The 16545-nt window shown below is 33.9% G+C and carries 8 protein-coding genes; all 8 read left to right on the top strand.

Annotation, left to right across the window (positions count from 1 at the left end):
• Positions 1-122: 122 nt before the first annotated feature.
• The 8 genes from RMR19_RS03815 (at position 123) to RMR19_RS03780 (ending at position 16418) form a co-directional block, all read left to right on the top strand.
• Complete coding sequence (locus RMR19_RS03815) at positions 123-1427, top strand: sensor histidine kinase (RefSeq protein WP_310602170.1); 1305 nt, start codon at positions 123-125, stop codon at positions 1425-1427.
• 252 nt (positions 1428-1679) lie between these two features.
• Positions 1680-2348 (top strand): ABC transporter ATP-binding protein, encoded by a 669-nt coding sequence (locus RMR19_RS03810; protein WP_310602169.1) that lies wholly within the window; start codon positions 1680-1682, stop codon positions 2346-2348.
• Between the two features lie 45 nt (positions 2349-2393).
• On the top strand, positions 2394-4871 hold the full coding sequence (locus RMR19_RS03805; RefSeq protein ID WP_310602168.1) for an ABC transporter permease: 2478 nt from the start codon (positions 2394-2396) through the stop codon (positions 4869-4871).
• A 47-nt stretch (positions 4872-4918) separates the two neighbouring features.
• Complete coding sequence (locus RMR19_RS03800; protein WP_310602167.1) at positions 4919-5650, top strand: CPBP family intramembrane glutamic endopeptidase; 732 nt, start codon at positions 4919-4921, stop codon at positions 5648-5650.
• Between the two features lie 651 nt (positions 5651-6301).
• Positions 6302-8335 carry a beta-galactosidase gene (locus tag RMR19_RS03795; RefSeq protein ID WP_310602166.1) on the top strand — a complete coding sequence of 678 codons (2034 nt, stop codon included), beginning with the start codon at positions 6302-6304 and terminating at the stop codon, positions 8333-8335.
• A 123-nt stretch (positions 8336-8458) separates the two neighbouring features.
• A complete protein-coding gene (locus RMR19_RS03790; protein WP_310602165.1) occupies positions 8459-10783 on the top strand; it encodes a beta-galactosidase in 2325 nt (774 codons plus the stop codon).
• Between the two features lie 135 nt (positions 10784-10918).
• Positions 10919-11395, top strand: coding sequence for a GNAT family N-acetyltransferase (locus tag RMR19_RS03785; RefSeq protein WP_310602164.1), 477 nt, complete (start codon positions 10919-10921; stop codon positions 11393-11395).
• A 187-nt stretch (positions 11396-11582) separates the two neighbouring features.
• Positions 11583-16418, top strand: a complete 4836-nt coding sequence (locus tag RMR19_RS03780; protein ID WP_310602163.1) for a glycosyl hydrolase 53 family protein — start codon at positions 11583-11585, stop codon at positions 16416-16418.
• Positions 16419-16545: the final 127 nt, after the last annotated feature.

The following is a 16545-nucleotide window of genomic DNA, read 5'->3' as shown; positions in this document are numbered from 1 at the left end:
CGTTGTATCAATAAAAAATAATATTAAGTTAATTAATAATTATGAGTATCGTGTGTCTCAAAAAATATATTTGAAGTTTAGAGAAGCATATTTTGAGTTTATTAAGCGAAAGGCAAGATAATATGATGATTTTAGTTTTATTTGGACGAGTTTTATTGGTAGAAATTTTAGAAATGATGATAATGATAGTTATGCTTAATAAATTATTTAAAATCAAATTAATAAAGAAACCAGTATTATATTACGTAATAAGTGTGTTATTTGTACTTGTTTTTTTCTTTACGACATTATATCAGAATGATTATGTAAGTATTTGTGTTAGCATGTTAGTTGAATTTTTAGTTGTATTATTAATATTTGATGAAAAAATGCATACCAAAATATTGATTTTTATATGTGTATATATAGGGAATGGAATTATAATTGAAATTGGTTTGTGCATTGTGCAAATAATTACAAAATATTATGTTTATCAAATATATAATGTTTATTTGTTCAAAATTATATTATATTTATTGATTATAGGAATGGTTTTGTTAATATCGAAATTTGTTAATGTAAATATGAGAAAAATAAAATGGTATTATTATATTCTTATTGCAATTGCAATGGTATGCTGGGTTATTATTATGGAATATCTTTTTTGGGCACAGGAATATAATACAAATAAAACCAATAGTACAATTAGCGTAATTTTTGGTTTGATTGGTATAATAACTACATTTATAATTATCATAATTTTATTAGCGTTAGATTCTTCACATCAATATCATCTAGAACAAAAAAGATGGCAAAATAAATTGTTTGAAATGCAAAATGAAAATTATAAAAGGATTTTTGAAAATGATGTAAACATTAGAAAATTTAAACATGATTTAAATAGTCATTTAAACTGTATCTATCAGATTGCAGAAGAGAATGATTATGTTAAAGTAAGTCAATATGTCTGTGATTTATTGAAAAATGTAAGTGAATTAGCAAAAGAAAATATAAATTCAGGTAATAAAATTGTTGATGCTGTTATAAATCAAATGTATAGCAAAATAATAGAAAACAATATAAAAATCAATTTCCAAGGAAATGTACCAGCTAATATTAAGATATCAGATATTGATTTATGTACTATTTTTTACAATGCGTTGTCTAATGCTGTTGAAGCATGTATTGAGTTAAAGAATAATCGGGATAAAGAAATAAATGTTTTTATTAAAAGTTATTCGAATGTATTATTTATTAGCTTTGAAAATCCTGTGGATGATGGTTTTGATATAAAAACAATAGATCGTGGCTCGACAAAAAACGACAAAAGAAATCATGGTTTTGGAATTGTGAATTTAACTGAGAGCGTTGAAAAATATGGGGAAATAAGTTTCTTGTGCAGAGATAATACATTTTTTGTTTCAATTTATTTGTTTGACGTTTTATGAAAATAGGAAAAGCTATCTTAAATACGAAGAATGAGAAGATAAAAAAATAGTTAGAAGTATTGATTTAAAAACCCCACTCACAGATAGAGTGGGGTTTTTATTATGATTTGATTATTATTATTCACACCAAAAAAAGTCATTTCACACCAAAATTATTGAAAATCAAAAGAAACAAAATTATAATAAAAACAAATTGATAGGAGAAACATTAGATTGTTTAAAATCAAAAAATCATAAAAGAAAGGTTATTTTATGAAGCCAATAATTAATGTAAAGGATTTAAAAAAGCATATTCAACAAGAGAAACATACGATACCTATATTGGACTCAATCAATTTGGAAATAGAGGAAAATGAATTTGTATCAATAATGGGGCCTAGCGGGAGCGGAAAAAGTACGTTGCTTGGTATTCTTTCAGGACTAGATAATGAATGTTCTGGCTCCGTTGAAGTATGTGATCATGAAATCTTAACGATGAAGGATAAACAGTTGACAGAATTTAGAAATGGCAACATAGGTATTATATTTCAATCCTTTAATTTGCTTCCAGATCTGAATATTTTAGAAAATGTAAAAATACCATTATATTTTTCAGAAGACAAAGGTAAAATGGACGATAGGGCAGTGGAACTGCTAAAAGAAGTGTCACTTCAAAACAGGGTAAAAAATTATCCAAAGCAGCTTTCAGGTGGGGAGCAGCAGAGAGTAGCAATTGCACGTGCTCTTGTTAACAGGCCACGAGTTTTATTTGCAGATGAACCAACAGGGGCATTGGATAAAGCAAATGGACAGCTGATAATTGATTTGATAGTTAAAATTAGGAGAATAACTAAAATGACAGTGGTAATGGTTACTCACGACTTAGATATAGCAAAACAGGCAGATCGAATCATTCATATTGAAGACGGAAAAATAAAATAAATATTTGGGGAAAAGGAAGAAAATATGTTTTTATTGAAATATATATTGAATAAATATAAACAGAATAAATTTCAAACAATATTAAGCATACTGTCTGTTGCTATTGGACTAGCTGTAATTTTAGCTATACAAATTTCTACTACAAATAACATAAAAGGTTTGGAATATAGTTCTAAATCGTATAATTGTGGAGATATATGCATTAGCCCATACGAGAATTCAATTAATGAAAAGCAACAGAATGTATTAGAAGAAATTAAAAAGCAAGGGCTGATTGATTATACCTGTGCAACGTGGGTAAAAAGTAATGCAAAATATGGGAATAAATCTTCGACAATAATTATAAGATTCATACAATCTGACAATTACCCATTTTATGCAAAGGAAAAATATGGAATTCTTAATAGTAAGGAACCAAACATTATATTGAGTATGAATCAGGCGAATCAGCTTAATTGTAAAAAAGGCGATCTGATTTCAATATTAGATCCTCAGTCCGGAAATGAAATCAAATATAATGTAATAGATATCGTTGAAGTGGATAAAGAGAATGATTTGGATATGAATCTTTTTGGGTATGGATTTGTAGATTATCAGCATATTAATAATTTTTATTCAAATAAGCAATTCCCAATGAATAAGATATATATAAAGTATACTTCTAATAATGAGAATGAAATCAATGAGGAACTATCTAAAGTATTTAGTGAGGAAGAGATAGTTACATCGAATAAGTTATATAATGAAATGGAATTAGAAGTACGTAGTATAATGAAAAGTATTAGTATTATTGGAATTTTGGCTGCATTAATGGGCGGAATAGGAATTGCCTGTACTGCCATCCTAAATGTGCAAAAGCAACAAAAAGAGCTTTGCGTATTGAGGGTTTTTGGCATGAGTGGAAACAAATTAAATAAAATGATTGTTTTGGATTCTTGTTTAATTGGAGTGATATCATTCCTAATCGCATTGCCTATTTGTGTTGCAATTTCCTATATCATTAATAATTATTTATATACGAGTACGCAGTTTCAATTCTATAGTGAATATGTGTTTGATATCCTATTAGTCTTTGTTTTCACCATAGTGATTAGTGTGTTGTTTTCATATATTCCAATAAAGGTAACAAATTCGCTTTCGCCAGTAATGATTATAAGAGAAGAAGAATTTTCAAAAAAAGTTAAGTTTAAAATTTACAAACCAATATCAATCATTGCTATAGTAATAACGATTGGATCTGTGCTCTATTATAAAAGCGTCTTGATTTGTTTATATCTATTTGTGATTTTGCTTTTAGCTATAATTAGTTATTTGTTTATGAAATTATTTATAAAATTTATTTTGCTTTTAGGGAAATTAACACCTATGGGAAAAATGACACCTATTTTAGTACTGAAAAGGTTGGAAAAACAAACTAAAAAATTATTAATTACAATTTTGGTTCTGTCAATAGGTTTAATTTCAATAGGATTAACCATAAATATTTCTGGAAGTATCTTATCTGGTGTTGAGCAAACAATACAGAACCAAGTGGGATTTAATACAGTATTAGTTAGTAAAGAAGAGAATCGAAATGAAATTAATGCCATTCTGGAGGATACGAAATCAATTGAAAGTTATTCCCAATCTTTAAAGTCTGATGTAAGAATAATTGAGCATAACAATTCTAGTTTTCAAGTGGTGACAGATAATATTAATAATTTAGATGACAAAAAATTTATGAAAAATCTTACAATAGAAGGACTGGACTTAAATGAGCAGGATTTGGGCTTAGAGATAGTAGAGGGAAGATCTTTGAGTAAGGATGATTATGAAAATGTAGCGATAATAAATAGTTATTTGGCAGAGATAGCAGAAATACATTGTGGCGATACGATTAAAGTAAAAGTTGATAATGTAGTAAATAACTATAAAATAATAGGGATTTATAATAAGCAATTGATTAATACATCTGAGATAAAAGTTCCATTGAAGTCCCTAACGCAATCGATAGGTTGGACTTCCTTGACATATTACATGAATATAGAAGACGATAGTATAGATGAGACTATTTTTAGCTTATATGAATCGATTGATGACTGCTTTATTATTAATATAAATGATTTGTCGCCATCTTTGTATAAAACGATTAGACAACAAGTAACATTGTTTACCGCTGTTTCAATTATATCCATACTTTCGTTTGTGTTGTTTATGACAAATATTATTTTAATTGATATGATTGAAAGAAAGAAGGAGTTTATGCTGTATGGCGTTTTTGGTGCAGTAAAACAGAGATTAATAAGAATGATTTTATTTGAAGCTGTAATAAGTGGAACGATCGCAAGTATTATATCTTATATTCTATGTAATGTATTTACAAATGCTTTCTTAAATGTTTTTTTAGATATAGATTATGTAAGACCATCTGTGGATTTTATACTGTTATTGTTGGTTGGTATTGGAGTTTCCCTAGTTTCTATACTTATAGTGATACCACAAATAGAAATTAGCAAGTTGAAAAATTTATTAAGAGAGTATTAAATAAGGACATAGGGATATATTCTATAAAACTAGAAGGAGCTGAATCTTTGAAGAGGTTAATAAAAATTCTTTTAGGTGTAATGCGTTATTTGGTGATTTGGATAATCCTTTTAATAGCATTAAGGTTCGTAAACAGGATATTCAACGTGCAATGGCTGGAAGACTACGGTAAAGGATTATGTTTCATCATAACTTCTATTGTTTCTGGTGTTATGTTTGATGGATTAGGATTAAAAGACATGTTTATCAGAATTAGAATAAAAGACTTGATCTATTTTTTGATAGGTGCTCTAATAGTTTTTCTAAATTATGAGGTACTAAATTTATATTTTAGCAAATCAATAAAAAGTAATATCATAAGTGGAAATGCTGTGTATTATAGTTATAGAGCAATGTTTTTTGGTTGGCTGATTTTGGGGATTTCAGAAGAAATTCTATTCAGAGGGTACTTATTTGGAGTCTTTCATAAAATTACAAATAATAAAAATGCAATAATAATTGCATCATTCTTATTTAGTATAATGCATATTATCAATCCTGAATACAATCTTATAATAGATTTTTTATATGCATTTGCAATTGGTATAGGGCTATCTATTATGTGTATTAAAACAAAGAGTATTTGGTTTGCAGTAGGGTATCATGCTGTTTTTAATTATTCGGTAGATATTTTAGAAGAAAATATGTTATTGCTTTTTAATAGTACGGTTATAGTTACTCTTTTAATTGCTTGTTTGTTGGTATGTAAGTTAAAACAATCAGAAAGTGTAAGGACGTAATCAATTGGTATATTAGAAATGTTAGTGGAAAGTGGGGAGAAATACCTCACTTTCTTTTTGTAAGCATTATGATTAAGCGTTTCTAAAAAAGTATGGATTTGTTTTCTATGAAGATTGTGTGTGGAGTGTAATTGGTTTTGCATTGATGAAAAGCTGGATAAAAACTGGACGCTGCATGGTGTGCAAGAAGTAGCAAGAATGTTGATAAAGGATATTTACTTACATTCGATTTTAAGAAACAAAGCAACCAGTGCGGACAGACGAAATGGGTAGAAGCATATGGGAAACAGATATTTGATGTGATTGTTTAAATCAAGGAGTCGTTCTTGGCTAGATAAAGAGTAGTAACATACAAAAGGATAACTGTGGAATATAGATGACTAGAATTTAGTCTTATATTTTATGGTTATCCTTTTGTATGTTAGCTTGAGTCTGTCTAGAAAGACAACTTTAACAACAAATAAATTGCAATTCTACAAGATTTTGATTCTACTCCAATTCACCTTAACCAACATATTTCTCCACCGCAATTTTTCTCAATAACAAAGCAATTCAAACAAATGCATATTATCAACTTTACTGATAAAATAGCAATTAATAACTAGGGCGTGTCTGAAAAATGTTGAAGGTACGTAGCAGAACGGAGGAATTATGGGAATGAATTTTGCGGGGTTTCCAGAGCTATTTTATGGTGGAGATTATAATCCGGAACAATGGTTAGATAATCCGGAAATATTAGAAAAAGATATTGCGTATATGAAGGAAGCACATATTAATGTCGTTTCTTTAGGTATATTTGCTTGGTCGGCGTTAGAGCCAGAAGAAGGGAATTTCACTTTTGACTGGATGGAGGAAAGAATTGATACTTTATATAAAAATGGTATCTCGGTATTTTTGTCTACACCTTCTGGAGGAAGACCAAAATGGATGGCAGATAAATACCAAGAGGTACTGCGGGTAGATAGTTCAAGGCATCGGGATTTGTATGGTCTTCGCCATAACCATTGCTATACATCACCGGTATATCGGGAGAAAGTAAGAAGGATAAATCAAGAATTGGCGAAACGATTTGGAAATCATCCTGCGGTACTGGCTTGGCATATTTCAAATGAATTTGGAGGAGAATGCCATTGCCCTCTTTGTCAGGAAAAATTCCGTGAATGGCTGAAAGAACGATATGGAACGATTCATGAATTGAATAAATGTTGGTATACTACGTTTTGGAGTCACACGTATCAAAGTTTTGAACAGATTGAAAGTCCTTCGGTAAGAGGAGAAACAGCTTTGCATGGCTTAACTTTGGATTGGAAACGATTTGTTACAGATAGAACAGTAGATTTTGTAAAAGCGGAAATAAATGCAGTGCGAGAGGTTGGTTCGGATAAACCAGCGACCATTAATATGATGTATAATTTTGAAGGTTTGAATTATCATAAGTTTGCAGAAGTTGTAGATTTTGTTACATGGGATTCCTACCCTACATGGCATAAAGGGAATGAATACTTAACAGCAATGGATAATGCGATGCAACATGATATAATGAGAAGTATTAAGAGAAAACCATTTTTGCTAATGGAGTCTTGTCCTTCTTCTACAAACTGGCAAAGCGTAAGTAAGTTAAAGCGACCGGGAATGTTAGAGGCAGCATCTTTACAGGCAATTGCTCATGGTTCTGATAGTGTATTATACTTTCAGATTCGTCAAAGCAGAGGTTCTTCTGAGAAGTTTCATGGTGCTGTGATTGACCATTATGGTGGAACGGATACTCGTGTGTTTCAAGAGGTGAAGGCAACTGGAGAAAATCTTAATGTGCTGTCTGAAGTCTGCGGTACGAATGTTGATTCAAAGGTTGCAGTGATATACGATTGGGAAAACCGTTGGGCGATGGAAAATGCTGCTGGACCAAGAAATAAAGGTTTATATTATAAGGAAACCGTAGAAAAATCATATTTTGCCTTTAAAAAACTAGGAATGAATGTAGATGTGATAGATATGGAGCAAGCTTTGGAACCATACAAAGTGGTGGTAGCTCCAATGCTCTATATGTTTCGAGCTGGTTTTGAAGAGAACGTCAAAGAGTTTGTTGAACAAGGCGGAATCTTGATTATGACATATTGGAGTGGTATTGTGGATGAATCCGATTTGTGTTTTCTGGAAGGAACACCTCATGGATTGATGGATGTGATGGGACTTCGAAGAGAGGAAATAGATGGATTATATGATGGTGAATATAATACGATTGCACCAGCAGACAATTCATATAGCGGTTTAAATAAGAAATATTCCTGTGAACATCTCTGTGACTTAGTGAAGACAAGTACTGCAGAAACATTGATGAAATATGAGGAAGATTTTTATGCTGGTTATCCTGCTCTTACTTGTAATTCCTATGGAAAAGGAAAGGCATACTATATTTGTGCAGACATGGAGCAAGGATTCTATGATGATTTCTATCAAGTAGTAGTAGCAGAAAACAATATCCCTACTATATTAGGGGAAGTAAAGGTTCCTCAAGGAGTTGCAGTTAGTAGTAGAGAATCAGAAGAGTTTATATATATATTTATACAAAATTTCAATTTAAATGAAGTTGAAATGGAACAACCAATGGATTGTGAATGGACTTTGGGTAGTGAAGGACAAAAAATAAAAGGGTTAGAAACCGTTGTTTTACGAAGAAGAAAATAAAAATATAAAGTAACTATTTAGATGATTTTTGATATTCAGTTTATTATGTTAAACAGCGAACAGAGTAATTAAAAAAACAAAATCTTGAATTATTATTAAATATATGAAAAGCGAGGAAAAGACATGGAAAATAAAATCAATTTGACAAGCTATCGCAAAAGAGAAAGAACAAAACTTTCAGATAAATTCTATGGAAAGGACCCAAGTGGGAAGGAATTATCTTTTACAAATTACTACATGGAGATGAACGGCAAACCATTCTTTGGTATTACAGGTGAATGCCATTTCTCCAGAGTACATGAAAATCAATGGGAAGACACCATTTTAAAAATGAAAATGGGTGGAATTAATATAATTGCGACCTATATGTTTTGGATTCATCATGAAGAAATAGAAGGACAATTCCGATTTGATGGAAACAGAAACATTCGAAAATTCATAGAACTTTGTAAAAAACACAATATGTACGTGATTGTACGAATTGGGCCTTTTGACCATGGTGAAGTACGAAATGGAGGTTTGCCAGATTGGATGTATGGAAAACCATTTGAGGTGCGAAGCAATAACGAGGGATTCTTAGCATATACAAAAATTCTGTATCATAAATTTGCAGAGCAGTTTGATGGGCTTTATTTTAAAGATGGCGGTCCGATTATTGGGGCTCAAATTGAAAATGAATATATGCATTCTGCTGCACCATGGGAGATGACTACTGGCGTAACGAATGAATGGGTACCTGGTGGTAGTGATGGTGTGGAATATATGAAAATACTAAAAAAGATGGCACAGGATGAGGGAATTTGCACACCATTTTATACCTGTACAGGTTGGGGTGGTGCAGCAACACCAACCGATGAGATGCTTCCATTATGGGGCGGATATGCGTTCTGGCCATGGATTTTCTATGACTATTCGGGAGAGCATCCAGCAACACCAGAATATATTTACCGTGACAACCACAATAACCAAGTACCGAAAACTTATAATTTTGAGCCAACATATGAACCAGAAAGCTTTCCATATGCCTGCTGTGAAATGGGTGGTGGAATGTCCCTTTACTATAACTACAGATTCCAACTGCCTTATGAAAGTGTAGATGCTATGGCGAATATTAAGTTGGCAAGTGGATGTAACTTCTTGGGCTACTATATGTATCGTGGTGGCAGTAATCCAAAAGGAGAAAAGACACCATATATGAATGAGTGTCAGTGCCCTAAAATCTCTTATGATTATCAGGCAGCACTTGGAGAATATGGACAAGTACGACCAAGCTATCATCGCTTACGAGCATTGCATACATTTGTAGGGAACTATCAAGACAGGTTTTGTGATATGGAAACCGTATTGCCAGAAAACTCCCAAGATATTAAACCTGAGGATGTGGAAACGCTTCGTTATGCAATTAGAACGGACGGAAAAAGTGGTTTCTTATTCTTGAATAACTATCAAGATCATATGGTTTGTAAACGTAAAGAAAATGAGAAGATTACAATCGTATTGCCAGAGGAAGAAATCGTGATCGATCATATTTCATTGGAGGCAGGAGAAGAGGCAGTATTTCCTTTTAAAATGGACGTGGATGGATTCTGTTTAAACTATGCAAAAGCACAGCCACTTTCCATTATTCGAACAGAAGAGCGTAATACGTATATCTTCTTTGCACCGGAAGGAGTAACACCGGAATATGTTTGGGATGGAAATGGCATAGAAATGATAGATGGAAAAGCCGTACATGAAACTTGTCTATCCATTTCACAGCCAGCAGATGAAATGTCTTCGTATCAACTATCTGGAAACGGAAAAGAAGTTGAAATTATTACATTAACAAGAGAGCAAAGCCTTAATTTCTATGAGATTGAAGTAAAGGGACAAAAAACTGCAGTACTATGCAATAGTCCGTTACTATATGATGGAAAGAATATTCGTGTAGAAAATTCTAACAATATGGAATGTGTAGAATTGTTTATGTACCCTAGCTGCGAGCTAAAGGAAGTAATGGGAGATACGGTTATCAGAGAAGTGGAAGAGAATGGGTGGAAAGGTATTGTAGTTCAGTGGGGCGAGAATAAGCCAGAATCAAGAAAGTTGGATAGTAAACAAGTTGGCCCATCTCGATATACGGTACAGATTCCAGAAACATATGAGAAATGCAAAGATGCTTTGATGCAGATTATGTATAAAGGAAATATTGCACAAGCGTTTATTAATGGGGAAATGATTTCAGATAATTTCAGCAATCAAGCAGTTTGGGAAATTGGTTTGAAGGAAGTATGGAAACCAGAAATGAATAACGAGATTACGATTCTGATTACGCCAATAAAAGGAGATGTTAAGATTGATGTTTCTTCTACAATGGCAGGACGTATGGAAGTAGAAGAGAATTCCATTGCGGAATTGGAGAGTGTTGAGATTAAACCAGTTTTAGAAGCTGTGCTTGAAATCATATAATAGGATACCAAAATATATTTTTCCCCCAACGTTTTAATATAGATAAAATAGCACTATATGTTTTGGTTAAAGTTTATCTTTGCAACAGCCCCCTTTTTCCCTTATATCGTACTATTAAGTAGAGAGGTAGATATTATGAGAAATTTTGACATGCTTGTAAAACTTTATGATTTACCGCCTTACCAAGAACTCAACAAGGATTTGGAGAGTGAGGGAATTGAAATTCATCGTCCTTTGGTCAGTGACAAGGAAAAACTTTTGGATTATGTAAAAACTAATTTTAGTGATGCTTGGAAGAACGAATGTGAAGCAGCCTTCTTTCATACACCCATTTCCTGTTTTGTTGCAACAAAAAACCATAAGGAAATCGTAGGTTTCTCTTGCTATGATGTAAGTTATCGGAATTTTTTTGGTCCAATTGGTGTAGATGAACACTTTCGTGGGAAAAAAATAGGCAAGGAACTTCTTCTTACTGCACTGTACGCTATGAGGGAAGAGGGCTATGCATATGCGATTGTAGGCTGGTCAGCTGAAAAAAACGAGAGTTTCTATAACAAGGTAGCTGGTGCAGTAGAAATACCAGATTCATTTCCGGGAGTTTATAAAATATAATTGATATTGCGAAATAATTGGAGAATGCGACTGGCAAGCTAGTCGCATTTTCTTATGTTTTTTTGTAGTTATTTTTCAAAGTGCAATTTTTCTCAATACAAGAGCAATTCAGAATAATGCCTAAAAATCTATAGTAAGTTATACTGAAAACGTTCAAAATAAACAAAAAATTGGAGGAGGTAACAAGATGCCGAAGAAAATCCGAAGTATAGTATCTTGGCTGATGGTATTTGTGCTACTACTAGGAGGTGTGCCGTCACAAAGTGCTAAGGCAGCTACAAAACCAAAACTTAGTGAGACAAAGAAAACCATTACCATTGGGGAAAAAGCAACATTAAAGGTTCAAAACAAAGTTGCAGGTTCCAAGTACACATGGTCATCTAGTAACAAAAAGATTGCAACCGTAACAAGTAAAGGGGAAGTAACAGCAGTAAAAAAAGGGAATACAACAATTACCTGTAAAGTAACAGCAGGGAAAAAGCAATATAATCTAAGCTGTGCTGTTACAGTAACGACAGAGGTAGTAGTAACAACGCAGGCGGGTATTGACAAAGCATTAAAGAATAGTAAAGTGACTAAAATTACAATTAAAACAGATAAGGAGAAGAAATTCACGATTCCATCGGGAAATTATGAGAAGAAAACGTTGGTAGTGAATGCTCCTAAATCAGAGATTACGAATAGGGGCGTATTTAAAAATATTACAATACAAGGAAGTAAAAAGTGGACAGAACATGCTGTTGGAAACAAAATTAAAGTAACCACAGTCAATGCGAATATTGTGGTAGGAAAAGCAGGAAATGTAAATAACATTACCTTAGCAAAAAAAGATGCCAACATATCATTGAAGGTAACTGGGAAAGTAAAAGACATTTTACTGAGTAAAGTTGCTAAAGTGAAGCTTACTGTGAATGGAGAAGTTGAGACAGTAACAATGGATGCGGCTGCATCATTAGATATGAATGGAAGTACAAAGCAAGTTAATTTGAAGGTATCAAAAAAAGCAAATGGGGCAAATGTAAAAACAACAGTTCCAATAAAGGCAGTGATTGATGCAAATATGGAATTAAGTTTGGAGGCAGGAGCGGAAGGAACAAGTATTGATAGGAGTTCAAAGACCGTGGAAATTAAGATTAATAATCAAACTTCAAAGTCAGTAGAGGTAACGACAGGTGGTGAGAATAAGGTGTTAGTTGAGTCAGGAAAAGAAGTAGTAATTGGGGAAAATGATACAGTAAATAATGATGACGGAAATTCAGAGAACAATTCCTCTGATGCAGGTAATTCGTCAGGTGATAACAACTCCTCAAGTGGCGACAATTCTTCAGGAGGAAATGAAAACCAAGGTGGAAATGAACCTCCACAAGATAATGATATCGTATATGACTTGTCAGTTCCAAATGGCAGCTTCGAAGAAATGACAACAGCAAATAGCTGGATAGCAAAAGAATGGAATATGACAAATACTGTTTGGACAACAGATTCGGTTGCCTATGAAGGCTCTTATTCGCAAAACATTGATCAGTGGAACTGTAATACAACATTATCTCAAAGTTTAACTGTAGAACCAGGAATTTATACCGTATCTCTGTTTGTATGGGCAGACGGATCACTCGAAGGTTCATCTTTAGTTGCAAATGGTAAAAGCATTGCTCTTGAAAGTGCGGGTGCAACGCAGATTGATGAGACAAAAACTTGGGACAAAATTGAGTTAACAAAAGTACGTGTTGAGAAGGACAATAAGTTAGATTTGCAAATCGTGATTGGGGCAATTGATGCTAGTGTGACAGGTTACCTTGACTATGTTACATTTGAAAAAACAGGTGCATTGCAAGAATATCCAACCGATGCTAGTGATGGAGTATTAGTTAATGGAGGATTTACAACCGATTACAGTGGTTGGACAGTAAGTAATCCAGATGCAGTTCAAGTGGATGCATGGAGTCCGAATGGAGATGATGATACAAAGCTTTCTGTTTATAGTGCAAATCCTGTTGACGTGGAAGTTCACCAGACAATTAAGAACCTCCCTGCTGGAAAATACACTGTGCAGGCACTGGTTTATACAGATGGTTCACAATCAAGTGCAGTAATGTATACAGACTTATATGATGGTCAAAATCCAGTAGAACAAGCATTGCCAGAGAATAGCGGTGCATGGGTAGTGGTTTCTAAGGATGTAGAAGTAGAAGACGGTTATTTGAAGGTTGGTTTCCATGTAACAGGCCCAGCTGGGATGTGGTTAGCAATTGATGATGTAACAGTTACCTATCATGACCCATATGGAAAGGATGTGTATATTCTTGATAATGGTTTTGAAGAAGATAATGCAGCTTGGACAATTGCAGGAAACAGAGTATCAAATGGACATAATGGTTCTTCCTACGCGCTTTCTCATGAAGGAAGTGCCCCTCTTGACAGTTATCAGAACATAACTGGAATTGAAGACGGATATTATACGTTAACAGCATGGACACAAAACAATGGTGGACAAGACGCCTGCTATCTATATGCCGCAGACACTGGTTTATCAAAAGCCATGACTGCGATACCACGCAATAATTTCCCTTATGATAGTCCAGATGTTTGGAAAAAGGTTACTGTTAGAGGAATTCATGTAACGAATGGAAGTATTACAGTTGGATTATACACCGAAGGCGGAAGTTCTTCTGTTTGCCGTATAGATACTCTGCGCTTAGAAAAAGAAGACACTCCTTATGAACTGCTAATTGGCGGTGATATTACAGAGTTAACGTATGTTGAGGATAAAGGCGGCAAATACTATGACTATTCAGGAGCAGAGAGAGATCCGCTTGAAATTCTAGCAGAAAATGGCTGGAATATTGTTAGAATCCGTGTTTATAACGACCCTGGTAAAGGACGTGGAAGTGGTGGTTACTATGTACCAGAAGGATATCAAGATGTAGAGGATGCATTGCGATTAGCAAAACGAGCTAAAAATACAGGAATGCAGATTCAATTATCCTTCCATTATAGTGACTATTGGAGTAACCCAGGAACACAAATTATTCCTCATGAATGGCAGGCACTGATTGAAGGAAAGACAGAGTCAGAGGCAGTTCAGATATTGAATGATGAAATATATTCATTTACAAAAGATGTGTTAGGAAAAATGGAACAGCAAGGAACTATGCCAGAATATGTATCCTTGGGAAATGAAACGAGAAGTGGTTTACTGTTCCCATATGGTACAACAGGTAAATGGGATAACTTAGCGAGCTTTTATAATTCTGGTGCAAGAGCGGTAAGAGAGGTCGCACCGAACTCGAAAATTATCATTCATCTTGATAGTGGCGGTGACACAACTCTTTATAAAACTTATTTTGGAAATGCAAGACAGAGAAATGTTGATTATGACATTATCGGAACTTCTTTCTATCCATTTTGGACAAATAAATCGGCATTGCAGTTTGCTGATTTTACAGAAGCGATTGTAAAAGAATTTGGAAAACCAGTTATGTGTATGGAAACTGGATTTAACTGGACAGGAAAATCGGGGGCAGGCCGAGGAGGACAGCTTTCTCATAATGGACCTTATGGTGATGCAGATAGCAGTACACCAGAATTACAGAGAGACTTTATGATAGAACTGTACAATGAGATGCAAGGAGTTGAAAACGGCATGTGCATAGGTTCTCTATATTGGGACCCAATTATGTTGTATGCTGGTGGTCAAGTAGGCTGGGCGATTTTTGAATCCAATGATAAAGAGGATGTGAATGTTGTAGATAATACGGCGTTATTTGATTTTGATGGTAAAGCATTAGTAGGTCTTTCTGCTTTCCTCTATAACACAAGAGGAACAACTACAGGTATGTTAGCTGGAAAGGTAGTAGATGCGGCGAATAATCCAGTATGTGGTGCTGTGGTTACACTGGAAAGTACAGGTATTCAGGTTACTACAAATCGTTTGGGAGATTACTTCTTCCCTGCTGTTAATCCTGGAACATATAGCATTACAGTTGAAAAAGATGGATTAGGAAATGCTACACTGAATGATATTGTGATTGCGGCAGGAAGTGCAACACATCCTGAGGTAATTCAGATCTCAGGAACACAAAGTCTGTTTTCTTTTTCTGGAATGATAAAGACAACTAAGAATGATGGTACAGAGATTGCTGTTCCAAATGTTGTAGTAAAAATATCCGATGCCAATTACTCGAATGTTGTTCAGACAAATAGCAGTGGTGAATTTATTTTGAATTATATTCCAGAAGGTGATTATGAATTAAAAATCACTTGTAATGGATATGTTATGCAACAAAGCAGTATCACGATATCGGATAGTACTACGAATAATGATTATGAGATTACTGAGAATGCTAGCTCCGTATCAGGTTATGTTTATGATGGAAAGGGAGTAGCAGTTGCAGGTGCAGAAGTGATGATTGGCGGTAAAAATGCAATTTCTCAAAGTGACGGAAGTTTTGTTATTGATGGGGTAGGAGTTGGTTCTGGTTTAACACTTGTTGTTTCTAAAGATGGCTATATGGAAGGCTATGCAGATAACATTACCGTGGTATTTGGAGTAGCAACAACAGATATAGCAGTGTATCTTCCTGAAGTGATAGCAGGGGTTATTAACAGTGGATTTGAAAATGGTCTGGATGGCTGGACAGCAAGTAGTACATCTGCCTATACTCAAACTGGAAGTGGCGGCGGACAAAATAGTGAAACAAAATTGTCAGCTTGGGCTGATAAGGCTTATGAGGCTGATGTACATCAAACGTTAACAATAGTGGATGGAGGAACGTATTTGCTCCGATGCTATGTTCAAAACGGCGGAGGTCAGGAAGACTTGTATGTATATGTAAAAGACAGTGCAGGAAATATAATTGGAAAATCAGAGTTTCCAATAAACTCAGACTGGATTAGGTTAGATACCAGCTTTACTGTTTCAGCAAGCGAAACAATTACAGTTGGATTTTATGTGAAATCCGATGCTAATACATGGTGCAATCTTGATAATTTTTCCTTGGGATTGGCACGTGTAGAGCAGTAAATAACATATTGGGATAACTTTCTTTTTCTACAGAAGTCCTTAATTTCTCCCCATTGCAGTAAGATGCAATGGGGAAAACTTAACACAGGGGAGAGCAATTTTTATAAATAAGTAAGCAATTATGGAT

The sequence above is a fragment of the Anaerosporobacter sp. genome (assembly GCF_031551385.1).
Lineage (GTDB): Bacteria > Bacillota > Clostridia > Lachnospirales > Lachnospiraceae > Anaerosporobacter.
This window is presented reverse-complemented; position numbering and strand designations above follow the sequence as displayed.

Bases quoted from the DNA above. Each gene is read 5' to 3' on its own strand.
- RMR19_RS03815 (WP_310602170.1), top strand. From the start codon at position 123: ATGATGATTTTAGTTTTATTTGGACGAGTTTTATTGGTAGAAATTTTA.
- RMR19_RS03810 (WP_310602169.1), top strand. From the start codon at position 1,680: ATGAAGCCAATAATTAATGTAAAGGATTTAAAAAAGCATATTCAACAA.
- RMR19_RS03795 (WP_310602166.1), top strand. From the start codon at position 6,302: ATGGGAATGAATTTTGCGGGGTTTCCAGAGCTATTTTATGGTGGAGAT.
- RMR19_RS03790 (WP_310602165.1), top strand. From the start codon at position 8,459: ATGGAAAATAAAATCAATTTGACAAGCTATCGCAAAAGAGAAAGAACA.
- RMR19_RS03785 (WP_310602164.1), top strand. From the start codon at position 10,919: ATGAGAAATTTTGACATGCTTGTAAAACTTTATGATTTACCGCCTTAC.
- RMR19_RS03780 (WP_310602163.1), top strand. From the start codon at position 11,583: ATGCCGAAGAAAATCCGAAGTATAGTATCTTGGCTGATGGTATTTGTG.